This is a genomic window from Vibrio sp. L5-1 (genome assembly GCF_021728315.1).
Taxonomy (GTDB): domain Bacteria; phylum Pseudomonadota; class Gammaproteobacteria; order Enterobacterales; family Vibrionaceae; genus Vibrio; species Vibrio splendidus_K.
This window is the reverse complement of sequence record NZ_JAKKCQ010000003.1, coordinates 362,140-385,286: the sequence shown is the minus strand read 5'-3', so window position 1 is coordinate 385,286 and position 23,147 is coordinate 362,140. Positions and strand designations below refer to the sequence as shown.

Sequence of the window (23,147 nt, the reverse complement as noted above, 5' to 3'; positions counted from 1 at the left end):
TAAATCAAAGAGGGATAAAGGGTGTAGGCAAGATGCCTAAGGGCTATGTTCGTTTAAGCATCACTGGACTATGACCAGCGTGACTGAATATCCTTTGCGCTGAAATCAAGAGCTTTTAACTCGCGATCAATGCGAGCTTGCTCTAAACGGTCATTGCTTGAGTTAAATTGATTCAGTAGAGCTTCTCGTGTCTGATAGAGTGACCTCAACTGACGCTCGCCAAGCTCTTTTCTTGTTCGCTGCAAAAGAGCTAGGCCGCGTTCTTTTTGCTCGCGATTCAAAGACCAACAAACTAAATCAGGGCATGGGTTTTCTAGTGGTGGGACATCTACTTTTAAACGTTCTCTTGTTGCAACAGACATAACGAATTCCTCTAACTTAAGCCGGGGATTGGTGCACCGTTGGCAATAAACTCGAAACCCATACTGATAAAAGGGGTTGTGCCACTTGTGCGGTTTTCTAAATCAGACATAAGCAAAACCAAATTGCCGATAGCGGCTTGAGCTTTTGCAATCGTCTTACGTTTTTCGTTTCTGTATAAGCGGTCTGCATTGCACATCTTCAATGCATCGCTAGACAGCTCACCGGACAGAATCGAATTTTCTAGGATGCGTTCAACGAACGTTTTTGACTCCTCTTCACCGGGTACCTTAGCCACCACCACGCCTAAATCGGCTAATACGGTATTAATGATGGTGTAATCGCCCGTTTCTTTACTTATCAACGCCATATCGACAGGCGTTAACTTATATTGCTGCTCTGGGTTTAACTTGCTGCGTAACACGGTCCCGCTTAACCCAACACGTTTAGCGAGCTTTTCCACATTGTGATTAATCACAAAGTCACGACATACAGCGTCAAACGCATTCTGTTTGGGCTCACGTAATTCGCACATGGCATACATTTCGTTCATGAAAGACACTCTCTACAGAAAAGGCGGAACCAGAATGACCACCCAAGCAAATAAATGGAGCCAGCTTGGGCAGTAATTCTTAGTAGGAACTAGGGAAGAAGCAGCCATAGCTAACCCAACTTCTCTAGTGCTTCGCGAGACGCAACTTCCATCATTGCGATAACGTTAACCATTGCCTTTTCGTTCTTCGCCGCTTTAGGACGAATGATTAGTTTATTGTTTTCCATGTCTTTACGGAGTGTCGAAATAGGTACGCCAGAAAAATGAGAGTACTCTTTAATACGCATATATGGGACGGGAGGCGATAGTGAAAATGACAACATGATGATATCCTTACAAGTTACTTTATTAAGAATCAAGCCTACTTGGTTAGCTGCCTTAGTTAAGCTTGAGTACAAAAAGATTATTGATCCATTTTTAGTAGATTTCAATTACCAAAAGTAAATAAATCAACTTTAGTGGATATTAACTACCTTTTGGTGATGCCTTGTCTAATTTAAAGAATAAAAAAATCCCTCCTTATAACTACTTGTTAGGTTCTGAATTTACAGAAAACCTAAAAATCCTAACAAAGAGTAGAAACCAGAAGGAAATGGCTGACTTATTAGATTTGAAAACATCGTTAATAAGCACTTGGAATACACACAACCGCACTTCACATGAATTGATGGTTCGCTTGCATTTAGCTTTAGGTATCCCAATCGAAGAGCTTGCACTGCCTGAAGAAGAACGAGCAAAGCTACCAAGTCACCAACCAAAAACAATTACAGAGCAACCCTCAGTCCAAATAACGGCGGCAAGTACAAACCCACAGCACCAGGTGGTGATTTTGAAGAGCTTTTGTTTAAGCGGCGGCAAGTTATTGGATACAGGTGAAATTCCGTACCCGGTAAGAAGAATTAATAGCTTGGGCTTACAGCAAGCTGAATTAATAGAAGTAGAAACTAACGAAGCCATCTACCTGCTTGATAAAAGCACGACCGATGCACTGCGTGGGAACTACTTAATAGATATTGATGGGCACTTGTCTATCAACCGCATTCAACGTTTACCAGGCAAGAAACTGGCAATCGCATTTGATGACAACACGATTGAGGTATCCGACGAAGATATCCAAGTGGTTGGCTACATTACTGCAACGTTGAAGAAGGAATAATAAATGACACGAATTCTAAGGTTCGCTGTGCTCGTAGCTCTTGTCGCGAACATAGTTTTATTCGGTATGGAAGGTGTAAAGCAACTCGCAGAAGTTGGTAAAAATACGACGTTAAAATAACTAAAATTGGCTGGGTAAATGTAATGGATACAAACGTAATAATAGCTCTCATAATATTTTTTCTTCCCTTAGTTTTGCTCATCATTTCTCGTGCAAAAAGCAAAAAAACACAACAAGCTCTTGATGCCAAATTAAAGGAAACAGAGCAATTACTTAGGAAGGTTGAAGTTGAGAGCAACAAGCAAAGGCTAGAAAACTCAAAACTCAACGAAAAGTACTCTCCAATTACAGATATGGAAGCGTACACCAATGAACTATTAAATGATGCCGAAGAAAAAATTAAACGCTCTCAAGCTGAAGTAGAAAAAACTATCGAAAAAGCAGAAAAGCTTGAAGAAAAAGCACTTTTACAAGTATCAAATGCAAAACGTGAAGCACAAAATATTAAAATATTGGCTAATGATGAACGGGCTAAAATTTTGGATGAAGCCAAAGTTGAATCCAAAAGCATTACTGCTGAGGCTCGTGTAAAACTAGTCCATTCAAAAGAAAAAGCTGAAGAGCTCAAATTAGAAGCTCGTGAAGAAGCAAGTAAAGTCATTAGCTTTGCAGAGGCTCAAGCAAAAGAGATTGCTGGCGACGCATACGAGGCAAAAGCAAAAGCAGACTCTTATGAGAATGCTATTAAAGCCATGAAAAATACTATCGATGGCTATAAAGACGATTACATAATCCCTAACCAATCCGTTCTCGATGACCTTGCTGAAGAGTTCAGTTTCAAAGAGGCAGGCGAAGAACTTAAAGCCGCACGTAAACGCGTTAGAGAAATGGTTAAAAATAACTATGCTGGTTCATGTGATTATGTAGAAGCTCACCGTAAAACCTATGCAATCCACTTTGCTGTCGATGCATTCAACGGAAAAGTAGACAGTGCCCTTTCAAAAACAAAACACGACAACTTCGGCAAAATCCAACAAGAAATTATTGATGCTTTTGCATTGGTAAACCACAACGGCGCACCATTCCGAAACGCCCGTATTAACCAAGAATATCTAGATGCTCGTTTAACTGAGTTAAAGTGGGCGGTTGCAGCATTTGAACTTAGAAAGATAGAAAAAGAAGAACAAAGCGAAATTAAAGCTCAGATTCGCGAAGAAGAGCGTGCTCTCCGAGAAATGGAAAAAGCACGTAAAGAAGCTGAGAAAGAAGAAAAGATGCTTCAAAAAGCGCTCGAAAAAGCACGAGCGGAACTGAACCAAGCAAGCGAAGAGCAAAAAGCTGAATTTGAAGCTCAACTTGCAGAACTTGAAGGCAAGTTGCAAGAAGCTGAAGAGAAAGGTCAACGTGCCCTATCAATGGCTCAACAAACACGCCGCGGCCACGTTTACGTTATTAGTAACGTTGGTAGCTTCGGTGAAGAAGTATTTAAAATTGGTATGACTCGTCGTCTAGAGCCAATGGATCGCGTTAAAGAACTGGGTGATGCATCTGTTCCTTTCTCGTTTGATGTCCACGCAATGATTTACAGCGATGATGCTCCAACCCTTGAGAAAGAGCTCCATAGAAAGTTCAACTTGCAGTCCGTTAACAAGATCAATCCTCGTAAAGAATTCTTTAGGACGACGATTGCTGAAGTAAAACAAGCTGTAGAGCAACAAGGTTTAGATGAAGTTCATTGGACTCTGAAGGCTGAAGCGGCTGAATTCCGTGAGAGTTTAGCCATTGAGAAAGAACAACAAGTTGAAGCTGTGGCTTAGAAAAGTTACCAATTGTTCAAGACGCTTAAGCGAAGGATGGCTCACTAGTATTGTGAAGTAACCAAGGAAGAATACTTGAAGCATCTTTCTCAACTTACGAGGTAAGACGATTCAACAGCCCTGCGATTAAAGCGGGGCTTTTCTTATATGCTGCACTGGTAGTTCTATAGGGCAAATTACCCACAATTTTTGTGAGATATTAATCACAGTTATTAATACCTTTCTGATTGAGGATACTTTGTGTGATTGTTGTCTAATATCGCATGCTGTAAAGGTGTTAGAACATTCAAAAAAGCTAAAACCTGTTGATTTGTGAGAAAAATATTATGGCAAAGACATACGAAGAAGGAATCATCTACAGGGTTGTCCCATACAATCCTTGGTGGAAGGATGGAGAGCGTAACCCTGATCGAAATGATGATACAAGACGCATTATGGATCTTAAAAATCCAGAAGCCTATAACCATCAGGCTGCGATCAATTACTTCGGTGCTAAGTTCACTGCTGGAACTCGTAAAATTATGGACTATTTGGACATTGATCAAGTTCAAATTGCGATAGTTCCATCGTCTAAAGTAGACAAACGTTCTGTAGGATTAGAAGGTGTCATTGGACATGCTAATCAAGGGGAAGTCGTGTACAATCCGCTTTTCCTTGTGAGAATCAAAGATATTGATTCGGCTCATGAAGGTGGGATTCGAAGTAAGCAACAGCACATTGAGACGATTGAAGTGCAGGTTGTTCCAAATCCTGACATCCCTTTGGTGTTACTAGACGATGTAGCAACAACTGGCACTAGTTTTGATGCATGTGAGCAAATCTTGCGAGATGCAGGCGTTAAAGAAATCTATACGGTAGCACTAGGTAAAACTGTTTAATTATGAAGTCTATGGACATACAAACCTTGTTCGCCCTTGCTTTACAAGATGGTAAGGTAAAGATCAAAGATGCAAGTCAATTACTAGAGGTGATTGATTTCTCTGGCGTGGCTTCCATAACAGATCTTCGATTAGCGATTGAGTCTATCGGTCGAGTTGACTTGTTCCCAAGTGAGAAATCTTGGAATTTCGCTCTAAACATTGATGAGCAAAATGCTAAACATGGTATTCAATCTTTTTCTATCGTCTCAGATGGCTATCCTAAGCATTTGAAAGCAATTGATAACGCACCACTTGTTCTTCATGTACGTGGTTCAGTTGATATCTTGCAAGAGATCAATGGTATTGCTGTAGTAGGCTCTCGCAAGATAAGCAAAGCGGGTGCTGTTATAGCGCATAGAATAGCTAAACAAGCCGTAGAGCGTAATTGGATTGTTGTTAGTGGTCTTGCTCTTGGCGTGGATGCTGAGGCGCACAAAGGTGCATTGGCTTGTGGTAAACCTGCTGCGACTGTTGCAGTTCTAGCGCATGGCTTAGAAAAAGCCAAACCAGCGTCAAATGCATTATTAGGTCAAAAGATCCTTGATAATGGTGGTGCATGGGTATCTGAGCACCCAGTAGGAACTCCAGCTAAACCACCTTACTTTGTTCAACGGAATCGTATTCAATTAGGTCTATCAGTTGGTTCGATTATTGTTGAAGCAGAAGAAAAGAGCGGCTCGATTACTCAGGCTAAGTTCTGTGTACAACAGAAACGACCACTGTACGCTGTAATTCCAGAATCGATAGATAATCCATTCGGAATGGTTTGCTCAGGAACGTTAATGCTTGTTCATAAAATGGGAGCTAACCCATTGAGAAACAAAGATGATTATCCTGAAATGTTTGAAAGGTTCGAACGCCAGAAGATGTTAATGCAGTCATTATAAGAAAGGAGCCAGTCGGCTCCTTTTTGTTTTTCAAAGACTCTAAATACTGGTGCGAGTAATGACCTGTTACTTATTAATTTCTTCAATGCCTAGCATACGTCTCAGCTGCTTAAACATTTTCTTTACCAAATTATCATAGGAGGTTCATTGTCGTTGTTTTCAAATTTACGATTCACTGCTTGAACTCGTTTAGTTCGTACCTCATTTTCTAACTGTATACGCTCTTTCTCTGCTTTATCTTTAAGAGCAACAGCATTCACATCAAAATGATCGTTATACGATGCACCGACATAATGCATCGTAGATCGTAACTCGTAATTGCCCCATTCTAAGCTAGAACTGTTTTGTACCTCATTTCTATACGAGGTTATTTGACCTATTTTTCCTTATGCCACAAAGTGTCTATGAGTTTGGTGGGTGTTCAGTCGGTTCTTTACCAAGTTAATCAATACATCACATATCTAGGTTTGAAAAACAATGTTTGGATTAGTCAAAAAGTCCCTCTTGATGGATGCCCAAGCTAACGTTACTGAGCTTGAAAAACAGTTAAGTGAAGCGAAAGAAGAATTGTCGAGTATTCAAAAAGTTTTAGCCTCCCCTGAATATATGAAGGCTACAGATTTAATGAAGCTCGAAGAGGAGTTGCTCGTGCTTAGAGCTACTTGTCATGACGTTAGAGTCCAGTGCGAGAAAGATAGAGCGGCTGCCAGAGAGCACCTTGTTGATATAGAAAAACAGTGTGCATTCGTATTACAAGAGAATGAAAATTCTATAGGACTAGAAAAGTCAGAATTAGCTGAAGAAATTGAGAATGCACATAGACAAAAAGACCTAATTCTGACTGAAGCGAAAGCTGAACGTGAAAAAGTTCTTAGTAATGCGGAGGCTGAAGCCGAAGCCATCGTCGATAAAGCAACGGCTCGTGCAGATAAAGCACTAGTGGATGTTGAGAAAAAAATTGAAACAGGAGAAACCCGCGAAAAGGTACTTTCTAGCAGTATTGAGAAGCTCCGAGAAGAGTTGCGTGACTTGGAGTTAACTAAAGAACATCAGGATCTTCTCTCTACAGTGACGCCATTTGAACACCTTCTTGATGGGCCTACTAGCGATGAAATTAAGGTATCTTTGCAACAAGTAAAAAATAAACAGAAGGAACTGATAAAACAGGGTAACGCATTTGATATTCTTCAAGATATTCTTTGGAATGACAATCTTGCTAAAGGAAAGGCAAGGCAAAAGAGACATGGTAAATTTCTGATAACTGCCTTTAATGCAGAAGTAGACAACATTATAGCTAATACTAACGCACGTAACTTCACCGCTAATGCAAAAAAAATAGACAAGTGGTTTCAAAAGGTCAATAAGAGTGGTGATGATAGCTACGTAGAGCTGAATAGAACTCTACTATTTTTGCGTCTGGAAGAGCAGCGCCATGCCTTTGAATATAAGTATAAAAAGGAGATGGAGCTAGAAGAACAACGATTCATGAAAGAGTCTCTGCGTGAAGAAGCCAAAGTTAAAAAAGAGATAGAAAGCTTTGTCACTGCTCGTGAAAAGGAGGAAAAAGCTTTTCAAAAAGATTTGGGTGATGCTCTAGCCAGAGTTCAAACAGCGAACCAAGAAGAAGTAGAAAAGCTCAGCTCTCATATCGAAGAGCTGAAGCTTAAGTTGGAACGTGCGACTTCTGAGAAAGAGCGTGCGCTAAGTATGGCTCAGCTCACAAGGTCAGGATATGTTTATGTTATCTCAAACAAGGGATCGTTTGGTGAAAATGTGTACAAGATTGGAATGACACGACGTTTAGAGCCTATGGATCGTGTGAAGGAATTGGGAGATGCATCTGTTCCGTTCTTTTTTGATGTCCATGCTCTTATACCATCTGATGATGCCCCAGCCTTGGAAAACAAACTTCATTCTAAGTTTGCCTCTCGAAGAGTCAACAAAGTCAATCACCGAAGAGAGTTCTTTAACCTGACTTTTGAAGAAGTTGAAGAGGCTTTAAATGAGTTTGTTGAAGGTGACTTTAACTTGGTTCGGGATGTTGTTGCTGCGCAGTATGAAGAGTCCAAGTTTTTAGAGGCAAGGGAAGTGCTTAATGGCTAGTATAATAAATGATTTAAAGCGCATTCAACGAGTATCCTCAGTTGTAACAAGAGCTACTGAGCGCTGCTTTCCTAACGCAGAAGTATCGCGAGTAATGTGCGAATACAGTGATGGAGAGTTTTCCATTGACCTGTCAGCTACAGTTTTGGATTATCACGATATTGATGCGGATATTTGCTGTGTGAATGCTGAGAAATGTACATCAATGTTTATCGAAAGTATCTTGAACTCGGTAGATAGGATCATCAGAAGACTAGAGAAAGACGAAAAAGAGTTCCGAAGTGATTTAAAGGAGTATGGTGAGGCGTTCTCAGAAAGCCCAGCAGCGCATCTATCTTCTGCATTGATGTTCAAACAGATTGTAGCTGGAATTAAACCGTGAATAATCACTGGTAAGGTTTTACCTAAATTGTTTCTCGTGGAGTCGAGTAACACGAAGTTGCCCCTTTATGAGTTTGCGCAACAGAACGCTGGTAAATCCTGCCAGAAAATAGCCCGACTTTTATTAATGACAGACCGCGAAACACCGATGCGCGGAATCTCCCAATTCCGAGCATATAGCACTCGTTTTCTCAGATAACATCACTTCACATAACTATGCATTGGGTTCGTAATCACTTCGGGCTTCATTGTCTAGGGTTTAACCTGTAAGATATTGATTTATGGTAGTCAGGAGCAAGGTGATTCTATGGAAAAATATGCAGTGTTATCAGACATACATAGCAATGTATGTGCGCTAAAAGCTGTTGTTGAAGATGCACGGTCAAAGGGAGTGACCAAGTTCGTCAACCTTGGAGATATCTTCTATGGGCCACTTGCTCCTAGAGAGACATATGACTATTTATGTGGGCTGGACGCTATCACTATATCTGGAAATCAAGACAGACAAATTTACCAATCCTCCGCATCAGAGGTTGCGTCCAATCCTACAATGCAATTCATTCTTGATGAGCTAGGCGAAGCTCCCCTTGAATGGATGAGGGCTCTTCCATTTGATTTAGAAATAACGGATGAGATTTACGCTTGCCATGGCACACCAGATGATGATCTTATCTATTTATTAGAAGATGTTACCAGCGGACATGCCTCGGTAAGAACCGAAGTGGAGATTCGTGGACTACTGGGTCAAGTATCCTCAAAGATCATTTTGTGTGGTCATACTCACACACCTCGTTGTGTGGAGCTATCTACCGGACAAATAGTAATAAATCCCGGAAGTGTTGGACTACAAGCATATGCAGATGATGAGCCAATTCCTCATATTATGCAGAACTATACACCTAGAGCCTCTTATGTGATTTTGGAAAAACAAGACAGTGAAGTGTGGGATATTTCATTCTGTAGAGTTAAGTACGACGTAAATACTGCGATTGAGCAAGCCAAAGCAAGAAACCGCACTGACTGGGTTACATATCTAAAAACTGGTAGGTGTGAATAGCCTAGCTGATGCATGTTTGCTATATCTGTAAGCACATTTCAACAGATTGTGATTGAATATGCTGTTTCATGAGATATAAATTGATGCTGTAAGCTGGATATGTCGTATTGTTGATGACAGCTTTTGTCCATTTCCGTTCACGGACGGCACCTTATCAAGCGGTGCCGTTCTGTGTTTTAAAATACCAGAAGTTATCCGAAGGGTAGATTTATCCCGTTGCGCCAAACTCGTTTGTGTCCAAAAGCTTGTTAGCGACATTATATATTTAATGTGATCATATTTAATGTCTACTGACAAGAACGCTGTTCAGTATGACCAGCACAAAGCAACCGCCATACAGAATTAACTAGAGCCCTTCAATCTGCATTGTTCGAACATGCATATTTAAAACATTGCCTACAAAAACCACCCGAATTAAACTGTATTTATAACCAGTACTTTCGGGATTTTTTATGTCTATCAGAAACCTTAAAGACGGCAGCAAGAAACCTTGGCTTTGCGAGTGCTACCCGCAAGGCCATAGCGGTAAACGTGTTCGTAAACGCTTCGCCACCAAAGGCGAAGCGAACAACTATGAATTCTACTTAATGAAAGAGATAATCGACAAACCGTGGTTAGGTGAAAAAAACGATCACCGCCGCCTGTCTGATTTAGTAGAGTTATGGTTTAAGCTTCATGGCCAAAACCTAAAGTCTGGTGAACACGCAAAAAACCGCATGCTGCACATTTGCGATGAAATGAATGACCCTATCGCTTCACATTTATCTTCGCGAGATTTCGCCCATTACCGAGCAACCAGAACCAACAAAGGCAGGGGCCGTAAAGGTAGCCTTTCTATCAGCTCAAACAATGGTGATATTGCTTGGTTAAAGTCCATCTTCACGAAGTTAATCAAGCTCAAAGAATGGAAGTTGCCTAACCCTGTTGATGGTGTAGAGCCCATTAAAAAAGCTGAGTCTGAAGTTACCTTTTTAAATGAAGCGCAAATCATGCACTTGTTTGAGGTTATTAAAGAAAGCAGATCCGCTGAAGATCTCACTACCATTTTCAAAACCTGTTTAGCGACTGGGGCGCGTATAAATGAGGTAGTAGAAATGAAAGGAAGCCAGCTGTTTAAGCACAAGCTCACTTTCATTAATACTAAAGGTAAAAGAAACCGAACCGTTCCAATATCAAATAAGCTTTACAAAGAGCTTCACAAGCCAACAAATGATAAGCTTTTTAGTTGCGGTTATGGTGTCGCGCATAAGTGGCTAACAAAAGCCCTACCCGATTTACCAAAGGGTCAAGCAACTCATGTTTTGCGCCATACTTTCGCCAGCCATTTTATAATGAACGGTGGTAATATTTTAGTATTGCAGAATATTCTAGGGCATCAAAAAATTGAGCAAACGATGATTTATGCTCACTTTTCCCCTAACCATTTGAGTGATGCAATCACCTTCAACCCCGTCACTCAATACAGCCTTTAACGTACTCAAAAAGTGGCGATGAAATGGCGATGAAATTTATTAAGCATGGTTAATTATGGTTAACCATGGCATTCACTAAATCAAAAAACCCTTGATAGGCAAGCAATCACAAGGGTTTGCAAGAGGTATAAAAACAAATGAAAGTAATTAGCTTCAACATCAATGGCCTTAGAGCCCGCCTTCACCAACTGCAAGCGATTATCGACAAACACCAACCCGACGTGATTGGTCTTCAAGAAATTAAAGTGCACGATGAAGCCTTCCCGCTCGCTGATGTTGAAGCGATGGGCTACAAGGTTTACTTCCACGGCCAAAAAGCACACTACGGTGTGGCAATGTTGTGTAAGCAAGAACCTATCTCTGTGCAGAAAGGTTTTCCTACAGACAATGAAGACCATCAAAAGCGTATGATCATGGCTACGTTTGAAGATGAAAACGGTGAAAAGGTAACGGTACTAAACGGTTACTTCCCTCAAGGGGACAACATCAAGCACGAGACTAAATACCCATACAAGCGTCAGTTCTACAAAGACTTGATGACTTACCTAAATGACTACCACAACAAAGATGAACAAGTCATTGTGATGGGCGACATTAACATCAGCCCTACCGATATTGATATCGGTATTGGTGAACCTAATGCGAAACGTTGGTTGAAAACAGGTAAGTGTTCTTTCCAACCAGAAGAGCGCGAATGGTTGAAAACACTGATGGATTGGGGTTTTGTGGACAGCTTCCGTTTACTACACCCTGAAGTGAACGATCAATACTCGTGGTTTGATTACCGCTCAAAAGGCTTCGTGGACAACCGCGGCCTACGCATTGATGTGGTACTTGCGACTCAGAAGCTTGCTGATAAGTGTACTGAAGCGGGCATCGACTACGAGCTACGCGGCATTGAAAAACCATCAGACCACGCTCCGATTTGGTCGACGTTTAAATAGTCATTTTTAGGTAGCAAAACTTAGCCAGATCAAGTAGCAAGCAAATAGTACTCACAACGCTGATCAGAAGCTAATAACGAAAGAGAGGAGATAATATCTCCTCTCTTTTTTATATCACTTTTATATATCGTATGGTCTAGTTAAGCGGCCAAATGGTCATGCCGTCAACGTCTAACGGCGTCTTAGCAAACTCATCTAAACAATATCCTTGATTAGACGATGCAAAATATGTCAAAGGCATGTTACTTAGACTAAGAGCTGTGACTTGTTGCTTCGCTTTGTCACTGAAACTGAATCCCCACATATCTAAGTATTGCGTCATATTCCGTTCTGCAACGTAACTCAATGCGATAAGCAACCAATCATTGTTTGTAATATCTACCGCTTCTTGTCTCGTATAATCTGAAAAACCAATCGAGCCTTTTCGATCGTTCCAAAGTTCATCACCGCCTTTCAAGCGATTAAACTCTCTCTCAATCAAGTGCAAGCGCCCTAATAAATGCCAACCCGAATTCAATACACCCTGCTGCTCTGCAAGCATCATCATTTGAATGTAGATACGAGCTCCCCAACTCCAACCAGTTTGATTTTGAGCCGCCATAAAAGCACTTGGATCAGGTTGAGTCCGGCTCTGCTGTAAAAGCTGATACTGCCCTTTAAAATCTAAGCCTTGGCAAGAAGATACCTTTCCTGTGTCTTTGTAGTATTTTGATTTACTAAAATACGAATAGTAGTTGGTTGTTGAATGACCATCCCATCCAGAAAATCTGAAACGACCTCTCTCTAAGCCATGCCCTAACTCATGAAGATCACCATGCCCTAACGGGTGAAAAGACCAGTAAGCATCGTAAGGGTTTCCTGAACAGCCGTAACCACAGTTCGCTTGATCGGCATTCATGTGCTTCACGATATCAATATTCGCAATTTCCCAGCCCTTTGCCTCACCGTATTGATGAACTTCAGTAATTTCATCAATCCCAGGACCTCTAAAACCTGCAAGCGCATGAGGAAAGTTATGTACATAACGCTCAGTGGCGAGTGCCATATCATGCGGCTGCGTCCAATCTGAGGCACCGATAGACTCTTTCATCTTGTCTAGTTTAGAATGGACTTCGAACCCAGGTGTGACCAACTCGGCCCAATCAAACTTTCCTTCTTCCAGCTGCGCGACAAAACTGTCGTTGTCGGCTTCACTTCGCCAAACAGGGTGTTGAGCAACATTTTCAAAACGTAGTTCAACATCAATATCATTGGTATCAAAATGAACCTGTAATGTTCCGCCATAGGCAGAAGTCAGAGAAATCGTCTCTCCTGTTTTCACTGGATAGGTTACTGACGTCAAAAACTTCGGCCTAGCATAGCCGTCATCGCCCGAAAATTCGTGAGTCGCGCCACTACGTAGGGTATTAAATGCTATCGATGTCGCTACCTCATTGTTGTCCAAACGAGTCACTTTGATTGTCTTACCCGGCAAAGCATAGACACCAGCCGCACGAAAGTTTCTCTTAGACTCTAAGGAAATAAGCTTGGTGACCAACGGTACATTATCAAAACTCTTAGAGCTGAAATTACCTAAGCTTGGTTGCGCTGCATTATACAAACGGCTGTTGTATGTGGCGTAATCACTATAGTAAGAACGAAGAAACTCGATTCTCTCAGTTACGCCTTTACCCATCGGGTATTGAACATCTTTGCGATAACGATCAGCGAGTAACAGCAACAACTTTTCATATTCGTAATCATCGGTTGCAAACAGATCAATTTTTTTACTATCAAGAGTCGTTAGGTGTGAACGAATACTGTTCGCAGCGGCATAGAACTCTTCATTCATGTTGGAATCGTCAGGACAAGATTTGTCATCACACGAATTCAGATCGACGGTGAAGCTGTTGTCTTTCATTCGCTGTAAAAGCGCTTGTTGTTGAACAATATTATCCGGCATTCGATCTATCAGCTGTGTAGAATCCCAGTTCGATAAACCGAGCTTACGCCAATAGTTGTCGCCAACGTAAGTCATGTGCATTTCTGAAAATAGCGCGTTACCTAAGTCCGTCATACCGCCATCAAGATGTAGGTATAACACTGGTATATTTTTATTGAACGCCAAGCGTAAACCCGTAATCACATCTTCAATGTCATCACCATCATTCAGCTTTTGGGACAAAACCAGTAAATCAGGGTTATTGCTTTCAACGCATTGACTCAACTTATCGCCATCACAAGCATTGTCGGCATTAATAACCATTGAAGGATTGATATTACTAGTCAACCAATCTCGTGTTGCTTGGTCGTCAGGAAAATAATGAGATTGATCAAGCTGAGCTAATACGACATTTTGTGGCGAATCATTATCAGAAGCCCACTTAACCAAGTTTTCTAGCCAAATATCCATCTCTTCGTTAACAGAATCTGGAAAGCGCTGCTTAGTTCGAAACGGGTTACTTGCCAATGCTGCATAGCGACTGTTATCTGACGTATAACCCGCAATACCAATGGCAAGCTCTTGGTCGGAATACCCATCTTGCATCGCTTTATTGGTTTGTAAGATGACATCGTTAAAGCCATAAGTTGGTAAGATAATTGCCGTGTCGTGTGTTGGATCCCAATGAAGATTGCGTAAAGGCTCTCCTTCAGAGTTTTGGGATAATGCTTGCTTAATATGATTGAAGTTCGAGTTGTATTGAGCAACTAATGCTCGGCTGGCATCAATGAACTCTTTGGAATCCTTAACATAAGAAGCATCACCTGTGGCCAACGCCTTTTGAACAGCAGTTTGTGGAACCGGAGTGATACCAGGCTCACCACTTCCGTCGCCTTCGTTTCCTTCTCCTCCGGAACCACCAGAACCACCAGAACCACCAGAACCACCAGAACCACCAGAACCACCAGAACCAGTTTGAGCACTTTCACCGCCGCTGCCACCTCCACATCCAAAAAGTGATAAAGCAATAGCACAAAGAACCCAATTGGATAGTAACTTACTCTTTTTCATCATTATTCCATACAACAACAAAATTTTGCTGAGTCTATCTATCGCCAAACCTAAAGCAATCAATCTCATGAATACGCTAGTTTAATTTGAAGCAAGGTAACTATTTCGTTGGGACGTAACTTCTCGAAAGCTCGTAGAATTCAAAAGCACACGACTTGTTTAATGCTATAAAAAACGGCGCTATAGAAGCGCCGTTTTTTTAACTATGATTTATACAAAGTGCAATTAGCTAAGTGGTCTTAGGTAAGCAAGGAAACGCTTCTCTGCGAATTTGAAAATCGCAATAATGATAAACGTTAGCCCCATGTAGAATAGGCCTGCTGTTAAGAACGATTCAAATGGTGCGTAGTAACGTGAGTTAACTAAACGGGCAGCACCAGTTAGATCCATAATCGTTACGATACCTGCTACCGCCGAACCATGAAGCATAAAGATAACTTCATTACTGTAAGCAGGTAATGCTCGACGTAAAGCGCTTGGCAGAATGATGCGGCGGTATGTCTTGGGTGTGCTCATACCATAAGCTTTTGCTGCTTCAACCTCACCTTTAGGCAAGCCGTTGATAGCGCCACGAATGATTTCTGCTGTGTATGCCGATGTGTTAAGAATGAATGCCACCAAAGCACAAAACCATGCATTTTCCCATAGGGTATCTTTTACTGGGAAGAACTGATCCATTCCGTAGTAAATCAGGTACAACTGCACCAATAATGGCGTACCACGGAAGAAATAGATGAACGACCAAGCTGGAGCGTTAATCAGCATATTTGGGCTGTTACGAGCAATAGCTAATGGTATTGCTACACATAAGCCAATGATCAAAGCGACGCAAACCATCCAAGCCGTTGTCCATAAACCACTAAGGTAAATCGGCAGGCTTTCAATTATCAATGAAAAGTCCATAACTACCTCGCGTGGATACTGAATTTACGTTCAACCAACTTAAGCAAGCCCGTCGAAACACTGGTGAAGAATAGGAAAATAAGAGCCACTGTCATATAAAAGGTAAATGGCATTTTGGTTGAACCAGCAGCCAATGCACTAACACGTACCATGTCCTCTAGGCCGATAATCGAAACCAACGCGGTGGTCTTAAGTAGAACCAACCAGTTGTTACCAAAACCCGGCAGTGCGTGACGAATCATTTGAGGTAACAGAATACGGCGGAACGCTAAGACGGGTCCCATGCCGTAGGCCTTTGCCGCTTCCATCTCACCGCTGTCGACAGCCATGATTGCACCACGGAAAGTTTCAGCCATGTAAGCACCAAAGATAAAGCCAATGGTTAAGACACCAGCAATGAATGGGCTGACATCGATATAATCAGGTAAGTAAGCGGTCCATTCATGGTTAGGATCACTTGATGTGAACCACTCATTGAGCCACTCATTGATGGAATACAAACTGTTGTTTAAAAGGATTTGTCCACCAAAGAAAATCAGCATCATCAAGACGAGATCGGGGATACCTCGAATGACAGTTGTGTAGAGGGTTGCAATTGCACGAGCCCAGCGATAAGGCGCAAGTTTTGCTAAGGCACCTAGCATACCAAGAACCATAGCTAAAATTAGCGACAGCAAGGCAACTTCGATTGTAAGCACCGCCCCTTTCAGGATCGAAGCTTCATATCCTTGTAAATCAAACATAATGAATTCCAACAGAACTGCGAAAAAGTTGGTAAGACAGGGAGAGGAGAACCTCTCCCTTAAGAATTGACGCTAGATATTACTGACCGTATACGTCGTAGTTGAAGTATTTAGCTGCGATATCTTGGTAGATGCCTTTTTCACGTAGTGAAAGGATTGCCGCATCTAATTGCTTAGTCAGATCTTTGTCTTGCTTACGTAGAGCAATACCAAAACCATCACCGAACCATTTAGGATCTGTTAATGATGGACCAACAAACTCGTAGTCTTCACCACCCGCTTTGTTTAGTACGCCTTCTTCTAGAGCCGATGCATCACCCAGTACAGCAGCAACACGACCGTTAGCTAGATCAAGGTAAGCTTCATCGAATGAACCGTAACGAACGATCTCTACTGTGTCGCCGTAGTTGTCTGTTAGGTACTTATCGTGAGTTGTTGCACGTTGAACGGCAATTTTTTGACCGCTTAGATCATCGAAGTTAAGGCCTGCACCTTTTTTAGCGATGAACTTGTTTGGGATAAGTGCATATTTACCAGTGAAGTCGATCTTTTTCTTACGCTCTTCCGTGATAGACATTGCCGCGATGATCGCATCATATTTACGAGCAAGTAGAGAAGGAATAATACCATCCCAATCTTGTGCAACGATCTTACACTGCACCTGCATTTCGGTACAAAGCGCGTTAGCCATGTCAACATCGAAGCCTTTTAGTGAACCGTCGGCTTCTGTCCAGCTAAATGGAGGGTAAGCACCTTCAATACCGAAACGTACTGTTTTCCATTCTTTTGCTTGAGCTACGCCCGTTGCAGCAGTTGCAGCAAGTGCCGCGACTAATAACCACTTTTTCATATCCCTACTCCTGTGATTTAGGTTTTTATGTTTTGCTAATTTAATATTGTGTTTGTTGTTGCTTATTAACTTACTTGTTGTGTTTTATTGTTCATACCGTCGCCATTTTCCTTAGCGGCGGTATTTCAATCTTGATTCGTCTGAACGCTTTGCTTTGTCTTTAAGAAGCCATCTATTTTCTACTTCTCTACTGCGCTCTACTGCTAGTAGAAGCCCATCTAACGTTTAGAACATTAATAGATAGAAGAGATAAACTGTTGTAATCGCTCAGATTCAGGTTCTGTAAACAGTTTAGCTGGATCGCCCTGTTCTTCCACTAGACCTTGATGTAAGAACATCACATGGTTCGATACGTCACGAGCGAAAGCCATTTCATGTGTTACCACAAGCATGGTTCTGCCCTCTTCTGCTAGATCGCGCATTACACCAAGCACTTCGCCTACTAACTCAGGGTCAAGTGCAGATGTTGGTTCATCAAACAGCATAACTTCAGGATCAACCGCTAGCGCTCGCGCAATAGCAGCACGCTGTTGTTGTCCGCCAGACAAGTGACCCGGGTAGTAATCTTTACGCTCATACAGACCAACTTTCTTCAGTAGTAACTCTGCATTTTCAATCGCTTGCGCTTTAGGTACACCTAAGACGTGAACAGGCGCTTCGATAACATTTTCGAGAACGGTCAGGTGAGACCACAGATTGAAACCCTGAAAAACCATCGCTAGGCGAGAACGGATTCGCTGTACTTGTTTTTCATTGGCAGGAACTGAAACACCTTGGCGGTTGTTTTTCATTTGAATTAATTCGCCATTAACCCAAATTTCGCCGGCGGTAGGTGTCTCTAAAAGGTTGATACATCTAAGGAAAGTACTTTTACCAGACCCAGAAGATCCGATAATCGAGACTACATCGCCTTTATGCGCAGAAAGTGAAATTCCCTTTAAAACTTCATTTTGACCAAACGTTTTGTGTAGATCCTTTATGTCCAGCGCTGGTACATCTTTCATGCGCTTTCTCTCCCAAGTTTGTGAAAATGCAAGGTACTCCGACCTTTTCATGCGATACAAACTAGCACCACACGGAATAACATGCAACAAATTATTAACCTAATAATTTGGAATAAATAGCGATTCACTCTGACTTATTATGCAAAAGGTAGCGTTTTCACCTCAATTTAATGAATGAGTTCTATCAATAAGTCGTAATTACCACTCTTACATTGTTTAAATAAAGTTAATCAAAATGAGATTCTCGTAGCCTGATAGCTCACAAGAAAAACACGTTTTGTGAACTTAGAAACATCGCTGCCGAAAACATGCAACCAGAGCATTCAGCGCACCCCCTCCATCAATCACAGTTCTGTTTGAAGTCATTACATTGTAAGTATTTCAAAAGGAATGGATGACAATCGAATAATAGTGAAATAACTCAGTACGCGTTAAGCATTCAGCTAATACCATAGCGGGAGAGGTTCAAAGAAGATTGGAAAACGTCAGTTTGTGAAAACAAATTACACTTTTTATCAACGGTACGTTAATGAATCGCTGCGTTTTGTAGCTTTCTTTCACATACACTCATAAAGTGATCAAGATCAATCACCCTAAAGGGTAAGCTTGTTAGACTCCTCAATACAAAATAAGGCATTAAAAATGCCAAACATTTCTTTTAACTTAGCTGCATAAAGCACATCAAAACCGTGCAACATAGTGTTAATAAGTTATAACTAAGAAATAACGCAATTACGCGAACTTATTTAATTCAATTTTAGAATTACTAACATAAAAATATGAGGAATCTATGTCAGACGTTGTGAATAATGCGAACTCTGAAGTAGAAGAGAAAAGCTATAAAGAGCTACACCGCCCTTCTTCGGAATTTGAGAGCCGCTCAGATTATCTAGATCACGAACTTCAAATCATGAAGCCTCGCCGCTTCGGTTTAAACCTTCCAGGCCGTGATTTCCGTTTTGAACTTGAAGATCTTGTTCCTGCACTTGCTGGTACCATAGGTATCATCGCGATGTACTCAGCAGTAATGATGTCTTGGGCTGATGGCCTAACTCAAGCTTGGGATCACGTAAACCTAGGTAAAGACTTCGCAATTGAAGTTGCTCGTGTAGAAATGCTGATTCCTGCACTGCTGTTCTGTATTCTTGCTTCTGGTTTCTTCAACCCTAAAGCAAACCTTGCCGGTAACCACGGCCCAATGATCCCTCTTATTGGTACCATCGCTCTCGCTGGTGCTCACCCTCTTGCATTGGCAATCCTTATCGGTGTCTTCGGTCTAATCCTAAGTTTCCTAAAAGGCGGCTCCAAGCTGGTTAACCTGACTTCGGAAGGTACCGCTGGCGGCTTGCTCATTTTCTTAGGCCTAACAGGCACCATGAGCCAAATTAACTCGATTCAAGCATGGGCGGTTGGTCTTCAATCTTCTACTGTTGAAGCGGGCAGCATGGGTTACGTTGGTTTAATCGTTCTTGCTATTACGATTGCTATCTACGCTTTCTTAGCAAAAGTGAACAAGCGTTGGTTGGCTATCCCAGTTTGTGCATTCACAGGCCTTGCTATTGCATTAGCACTAGGTGCTGGTTTCGATATCGTATTCGAAACTGAAATGGGTATTCCAAACCTAAACCCAGTTTACTGGTGGGGTTCTACTTCTGAAGGTTGGATGCTTGGCTTACCAAACATTGAACACTTCATTGCTTCTTTACCATTCGCAATTCTTGCCGTAGCAATGTGGTCGCCAGATTTCCTAGGTCACCGTATCTTCCAAGAACTGAACTACCCTAAACGTTCTGAAAAAGTTCTGATGGATGTTGATGACACAATGACTATGTGTTCAGTTCGTCAAATGGTGGGTACTGCAGTTGGTGGTGGTAACATCACATCTTCTTGGGGTACTTACATGATCCCAGCAGCAATCGCGAAACGTCCAATTCCTGGCGGCGCAATCTTGCTTGGTTCTCTATGTATTATTGTTGCGATTCTTGGTTTCCCAATGGACGTAGCTGTATGGCCTCCAGTGATGCGTGTTGCGCTGCTTGTAGGTGTATCTCTGCCTCTACTTGAAGCGGGTATGCAAATGGTTAAGGATTCAAAAGATTCTCAAGCAGCTGGTATCTGTATCTTCGGTTCTGCGGTTGTTAACCCAGTATTAGCATGGGCACTGACTATGCTTCTAGATAATAACGGTCTAATTGGTGATAAAGAGCGTGCGAAGCGTCTATCATTTGTAGACAAGATTGTTATCCCAGTTGGCGTTTTGGTTATCTGTTTAGTAGCAATGCTTGCAGTTGGTATGCTAGAAAGTCAATATGGCCTAAAAGCTTGGCTATAATGGTTTTAACTACACAAAAGTAGTATTGGGATTAAAAAAAAGTTTGGGTGGCAACCCCTGCCACCCATTTTTTTTCAACTTTTTTTGGCATTTATTGATTTAGTTTAAGGTTTACAGAAATTTTTTAGCGTAGTCTTGAATACATAGAGTAAAGACAACATATAAAAGGTAGTGACAATATATATAACCATATGATGCGAATATGCTCATATATATTGTTATTAATAAGAGTGTACTACCCTTACGAGGGGCGCTGGCTCAACAGTGTTAATGTACGTATTTTTTCTACTAAAAAGGTAGGTATGTCATGGCAGAGCAATTTGCTAAAGCTTGGGAAGATTTTGCTGCAGGTGAGTGGCAAAGCGAAGTAAACGTTCGTGATTTCATTCAAAAGAACTACACGCCGTATGAAGGCGACGAGTCTTTCCTAGTTTCTGAGGGTACTGAAGCAACTAACAAGCTTTGGTCTTCGGTAATGGAAGGTATCAAACAGGAAAACGCAACTAAAGCACCTGTAGATTTCGATACTTCTGTTATCTCTACCATTACTGCTCACGATGCAGGTTACATTGAGAAAGATCTTGAGACTATCGTTGGTCTACAAACTGAGAAGCCACTAAAACGTGCAATCATCCCTAACGGTGGTGTACGTATGGTTGAAGGTTCTTGTAAAGCATACGGTGAAACTCTTGACCCAATGGTTTCAAAAATCTACTCAGAATACCGCAAAACACACAATGCTGGCGTTTTCGATATCTACACTCCTGATATCCTAAAATGTCGTAAGTCTGGTGTTCTGACTGGTCTTCCTGATGCTTACGGCCGTGGTCGTATCATTGGTGACTACCGTCGTGTTGCACTATACGGTATCAACTTCCTAATGAAAGACAAAGCGGCTCAATTCGCATCTCTACAAGAGCGTTTCGAGAACGGCGAAGATCTTTCTGCAACAATGCAATTGCGTGAAGAGATCTCTGAGCAACATCGTGCTCTAGGTCAAATCAAGCAAATGGCTGAGAAATACGGTTTCGATATCTCTGAGCCAGCTCAAACTGCTCAAGAAGCTATCCAGTGGACTTACTTCGGCTACCTAGCTGCTGTTAAATCTCAAAACGGTGCTGCAATGTCTCTAGGTCGTACTTCGACTTTCCTAGACATCTACATCGAGCGTGATATCGCTGCTGGCAAAATCACAGAAGACCAAGCACAAGAGATGATCGACCACTTCGTAATGAAGCTGCGTATGGTTCGTTTCCTACGTACTCCTGAGTACGATGAGCTATTCTCTGGCGACCCAATCTGGGCTACAGAGTCTATGGGTGGTATGGGTGTTGATGGTCGTACGCTAGTAACGCGTTCGAACTTCCGTTTCCTTAACTCTCTATACACTATGGGGCCTTCTCCAGAGCCGAACATCACGGTTCTTTGGTCTGAGCAACTACCTGACGGCTTCAAGCGTTTCTGTGCGAAGGTATCTATTGATACTTCTTCTATCCAGTACGAAAATGATGACCTAATGCGTCCTGACCTTGGTTCTGATGATTACGCAATCGCTTGTTGTGTATCACCAATGATCGTTGGTAAGCAAATGCAGTTCTTCGGCGCTCGTGCTAACCTTGCAAAAACTATGCTTTACGCAATCAACGGCGGCGTTGATGAGAAGCTTAAGATGCAAGTTGGTCCAGTTGGCGACAAGATCACTGACGAAGTACTTAACTACGATGACGTAATGGGTCGCCTAGACACATTCATGGATTGGTTAGCTAAGCAATACGTGACAGCTCTAAACAGCATTCACTTCATGCACGACAAGTACAGCTACGAAGCGTCTCTAATGGCTCTTCATGACCGTGACGTTCGTCGTACTATGGCTTGTGGTATTGCTGGTCTGTCTGTTGCTGCTGACTCACTGTCTGCAATTAAGTTTGCTAAAGTGAAGCCAATCCGTGATGAAGACGGTATCGCAACTGACTTCGAAATCGAAGGCGATTACCCTAAATACGGTAACAACGACTCTCGTGTAGATGACATTGCTTGTGAACTAGTTTCTACGTTCATGAACAAGATCCGTAAGCTTAAGACTTACCGTGATTCAATCCCTACACAGTCAGTTCTTACTATCACGTCTAACGTGGTATACGGTAAGAAGACAGGTAACACTCCAGACGGTCGTCGTGCTGGCGCTCCTTTCGCTCCTGGTGCTAACCCAATGCACGGTCGTGATGAGAAAGGCGCTGTAGCTTCACTAACGTCTGTAGGTAAACTACCGTTTGCTGATGCTCAAGATGGTATCTCTTACACTTTCTCTATCGTGCCAAACGCGCTAGGTAAAGAACAAGACAGCCAACGTGCTAACCTTGCAGGCCTAATGGATGGTTACTTCCACCACGAAGCTGGCATTGAAGGTGGTCAACACCTTAACGTTAACGTTCTTAACCGCGAAACTCTTGAAGACGCAGTTAAGCACCCAGAGAAATACCCTCAGCTAACAATCCGTGTTTCTGGTTACGCTGTACGCTTCAACTCTCTGACTACAGAGCAGCAAGCTGACGTAATCGCACGTACATTTACTGAGTCTCTATAAGCTCACGCTAAATAGATAAGTAAAATGATATTAGCCCCGCCAATGTGCGGGGCTTTTTTATATCATCCAGAAATTTATTATTTCGTCTT

The 23,147-nt window shown here is 42.0% G+C and carries 19 protein-coding genes; 11 read left to right on the top strand and 8 right to left on the bottom strand.

Features of this window, described 5'->3' with window-relative positions; genetic code table 11:
- Positions 1 to 68: 68 nt before the first annotated feature.
- The 3 genes from L3V35_RS14170 to L3V35_RS14160 all read right to left on the bottom strand — a co-directional run bounded on the left by L3V35_RS14170 (position 69) and on the right by L3V35_RS14160 (position 1,236).
- Complete coding sequence (locus L3V35_RS14170) at positions 69 to 362, bottom strand: hypothetical protein (protein ID WP_237300120.1); 294 nt, start codon at positions 360 to 362, stop codon at positions 69 to 71.
- An 11-nt stretch (positions 363 to 373) separates the two neighbouring features.
- Positions 374 to 913 carry a phage regulatory CII family protein gene (locus L3V35_RS14165; RefSeq protein ID WP_237300117.1) on the bottom strand — a complete coding sequence of 180 codons (540 nt, stop codon included), beginning with the start codon at positions 911 to 913 and terminating at the stop codon, positions 374 to 376.
- Positions 914 to 1,023: 110 nt separating this feature from the next.
- A complete protein-coding gene (locus L3V35_RS14160; protein WP_237300115.1) occupies positions 1,024 to 1,236 on the bottom strand; it encodes a hypothetical protein in 213 nt (70 codons plus the stop codon).
- Between the two features lie 164 nt (positions 1,237 to 1,400).
- Between L3V35_RS14160 and L3V35_RS14155 the strand changes: the two genes are divergently transcribed.
- From L3V35_RS14155 to xthA, 9 genes are all read left to right on the top strand, one after another.
- Entirely contained in the window at positions 1,401 to 2,069 is a 669-nt protein-coding gene (locus L3V35_RS14155) for a helix-turn-helix domain-containing protein (RefSeq protein WP_237300113.1), read from the top strand.
- Positions 2,070 to 2,212: 143 nt separating this feature from the next.
- Positions 2,213 to 3,886: a DUF4041 domain-containing protein gene (locus L3V35_RS14150; protein ID WP_237300111.1), complete on the top strand. Its 1,674-nt coding sequence runs from the start codon at positions 2,213 to 2,215 to the stop codon at positions 3,884 to 3,886.
- 434 nt (positions 3,887 to 4,320) lie between these two features.
- Positions 4,321 to 4,764 carry a hypothetical protein gene (locus tag L3V35_RS14145; RefSeq protein WP_237300109.1) on the top strand — a complete coding sequence of 148 codons (444 nt, stop codon included), beginning with the start codon at positions 4,321 to 4,323 and terminating at the stop codon, positions 4,762 to 4,764.
- A gap of 11 nt (positions 4,765 to 4,775) precedes the next feature.
- Entirely contained in the window at positions 4,776 to 5,693 is a 918-nt protein-coding gene (locus tag L3V35_RS14140) for a DNA-processing protein DprA (protein ID WP_237300107.1), read from the top strand.
- Positions 5,694 to 6,170: 477 nt separating this feature from the next.
- Positions 6,171 to 7,796, top strand: a complete 1,626-nt coding sequence (locus tag L3V35_RS14135; RefSeq protein ID WP_102488849.1) for a DUF4041 domain-containing protein — start codon at positions 6,171 to 6,173, stop codon at positions 7,794 to 7,796.
- Complete coding sequence (locus L3V35_RS14130; RefSeq protein ID WP_050650782.1) at positions 7,789 to 8,178, top strand: hypothetical protein; 390 nt, start codon at positions 7,789 to 7,791, stop codon at positions 8,176 to 8,178. Before L3V35_RS14135 ends, L3V35_RS14130 begins: the two co-directional genes overlap by 8 nt.
- Positions 8,179 to 8,484: 306 nt before the next feature.
- Positions 8,485 to 9,234 (top strand): metallophosphoesterase family protein, encoded by a 750-nt coding sequence (locus tag L3V35_RS14125; protein ID WP_016789467.1) that lies wholly within the window; start codon positions 8,485 to 8,487, stop codon positions 9,232 to 9,234.
- Between the two features lie 452 nt (positions 9,235 to 9,686).
- Entirely contained in the window at positions 9,687 to 10,706 is a 1,020-nt protein-coding gene (locus L3V35_RS14120; protein WP_237300105.1) for a tyrosine-type recombinase/integrase, read from the top strand.
- 137 nt (positions 10,707 to 10,843) lie between these two features.
- A complete protein-coding gene (xthA, locus tag L3V35_RS14115; RefSeq protein ID WP_017102068.1) occupies positions 10,844 to 11,650 on the top strand; it encodes an exodeoxyribonuclease III in 807 nt (268 codons plus the stop codon).
- 136 nt (positions 11,651 to 11,786) lie between these two features.
- On the opposite strand, the gene L3V35_RS14110 is transcribed toward xthA, so the two are convergent.
- The 5 genes from L3V35_RS14110 to L3V35_RS14090 form a co-directional block, all read right to left on the bottom strand.
- Entirely contained in the window at positions 11,787 to 14,642 is a 2,856-nt protein-coding gene (locus L3V35_RS14110; RefSeq protein ID WP_237300103.1) for an ImpA family metalloprotease, read from the bottom strand.
- A 225-nt stretch (positions 14,643 to 14,867) separates the two neighbouring features.
- Positions 14,868 to 15,545 carry an ABC transporter permease gene (locus tag L3V35_RS14105; protein WP_004736535.1) on the bottom strand — a complete coding sequence of 226 codons (678 nt, stop codon included), beginning with the start codon at positions 15,543 to 15,545 and terminating at the stop codon, positions 14,868 to 14,870.
- Positions 15,546 to 15,547: 2 nt separating this feature from the next.
- Complete coding sequence (locus L3V35_RS14100) at positions 15,548 to 16,288, bottom strand: ABC transporter permease (protein ID WP_004736534.1); 741 nt, start codon at positions 16,286 to 16,288, stop codon at positions 15,548 to 15,550.
- Positions 16,289 to 16,367: 79 nt separating this feature from the next.
- Positions 16,368 to 17,138, bottom strand: coding sequence for an ABC transporter substrate-binding protein (locus L3V35_RS14095; RefSeq protein ID WP_017078148.1), 771 nt, complete (start codon positions 17,136 to 17,138; stop codon positions 16,368 to 16,370).
- 233 nt (positions 17,139 to 17,371) lie between these two features.
- Complete coding sequence (locus L3V35_RS14090; RefSeq protein WP_004736532.1) at positions 17,372 to 18,142, bottom strand: ABC transporter ATP-binding protein; 771 nt, start codon at positions 18,140 to 18,142, stop codon at positions 17,372 to 17,374.
- A 790-nt stretch (positions 18,143 to 18,932) separates the two neighbouring features.
- Here L3V35_RS14090 and L3V35_RS14085 point away from each other — a divergent pair.
- The gene (locus L3V35_RS14085) at positions 18,933 to 20,474 is read left to right on the top strand and encodes a DUF3360 family protein (RefSeq protein ID WP_054547273.1); all 1,542 of its coding nucleotides are present in this window, start codon (positions 18,933 to 18,935) and stop codon (positions 20,472 to 20,474) included.
- Positions 20,475 to 20,781: 307 nt separating this feature from the next.
- Entirely contained in the window at positions 20,782 to 23,058 is a 2,277-nt protein-coding gene (pflB, locus tag L3V35_RS14080) for a formate C-acetyltransferase (protein WP_054547272.1), read from the top strand.
- Positions 23,059 to 23,147 lie beyond the last annotated feature (89 nt).

What these genes read in the sequence shown, in the direction of transcription:
- L3V35_RS14090 (WP_004736532.1), bottom strand. Translation starts at nt 18,142, where the DNA reads ATGAAAGATGTACCAGCGCTGGACATAAAGGATCTACACAAAACGTTT.
- L3V35_RS14110 (WP_237300103.1), bottom strand. Translation starts at nt 14,642, where the DNA reads ATGAAAAAGAGTAAGTTACTATCCAATTGGGTTCTTTGTGCTATTGCT.
- L3V35_RS14135 (WP_102488849.1), top strand. Translation starts at nt 6,171, where the DNA reads ATGTTTGGATTAGTCAAAAAGTCCCTCTTGATGGATGCCCAAGCTAAC.
- L3V35_RS14145 (WP_237300109.1), top strand. Translation starts at nt 4,321, where the DNA reads ATGGATCTTAAAAATCCAGAAGCCTATAACCATCAGGCTGCGATCAAT.
- L3V35_RS14120 (WP_237300105.1), top strand. Translation starts at nt 9,687, where the DNA reads ATGTCTATCAGAAACCTTAAAGACGGCAGCAAGAAACCTTGGCTTTGC.
- L3V35_RS14170 (WP_237300120.1), bottom strand. Translation starts at nt 362, where the DNA reads ATGTCTGTTGCAACAAGAGAACGTTTAAAAGTAGATGTCCCACCACTA.
- L3V35_RS14140 (WP_237300107.1), top strand. Translation starts at nt 4,776, where the DNA reads ATGGACATACAAACCTTGTTCGCCCTTGCTTTACAAGATGGTAAGGTA.
- L3V35_RS14130 (WP_050650782.1), top strand. Translation starts at nt 7,789, where the DNA reads ATGGCTAGTATAATAAATGATTTAAAGCGCATTCAACGAGTATCCTCA.
- L3V35_RS14125 (WP_016789467.1), top strand. Translation starts at nt 8,485, where the DNA reads ATGGAAAAATATGCAGTGTTATCAGACATACATAGCAATGTATGTGCG.
- pflB (WP_054547272.1), top strand. Translation starts at nt 20,782, where the DNA reads ATGGCAGAGCAATTTGCTAAAGCTTGGGAAGATTTTGCTGCAGGTGAG.
- xthA (WP_017102068.1), top strand. Translation starts at nt 10,844, where the DNA reads ATGAAAGTAATTAGCTTCAACATCAATGGCCTTAGAGCCCGCCTTCAC.
- L3V35_RS14150 (WP_237300111.1), top strand. Translation starts at nt 2,213, where the DNA reads ATGGATACAAACGTAATAATAGCTCTCATAATATTTTTTCTTCCCTTA.
- L3V35_RS14085 (WP_054547273.1), top strand. Translation starts at nt 18,933, where the DNA reads ATGTCAGACGTTGTGAATAATGCGAACTCTGAAGTAGAAGAGAAAAGC.
- L3V35_RS14105 (WP_004736535.1), bottom strand. Translation starts at nt 15,545, where the DNA reads ATGGACTTTTCATTGATAATTGAAAGCCTGCCGATTTACCTTAGTGGT.
- L3V35_RS14100 (WP_004736534.1), bottom strand. Translation starts at nt 16,288, where the DNA reads ATGTTTGATTTACAAGGATATGAAGCTTCGATCCTGAAAGGGGCGGTG.
- L3V35_RS14160 (WP_237300115.1), bottom strand. Translation starts at nt 1,236, where the DNA reads ATGTTGTCATTTTCACTATCGCCTCCCGTCCCATATATGCGTATTAAA.
- L3V35_RS14165 (WP_237300117.1), bottom strand. Translation starts at nt 913, where the DNA reads ATGAACGAAATGTATGCCATGTGCGAATTACGTGAGCCCAAACAGAAT.
- L3V35_RS14095 (WP_017078148.1), bottom strand. Translation starts at nt 17,138, where the DNA reads ATGAAAAAGTGGTTATTAGTCGCGGCACTTGCTGCAACTGCTGCAACG.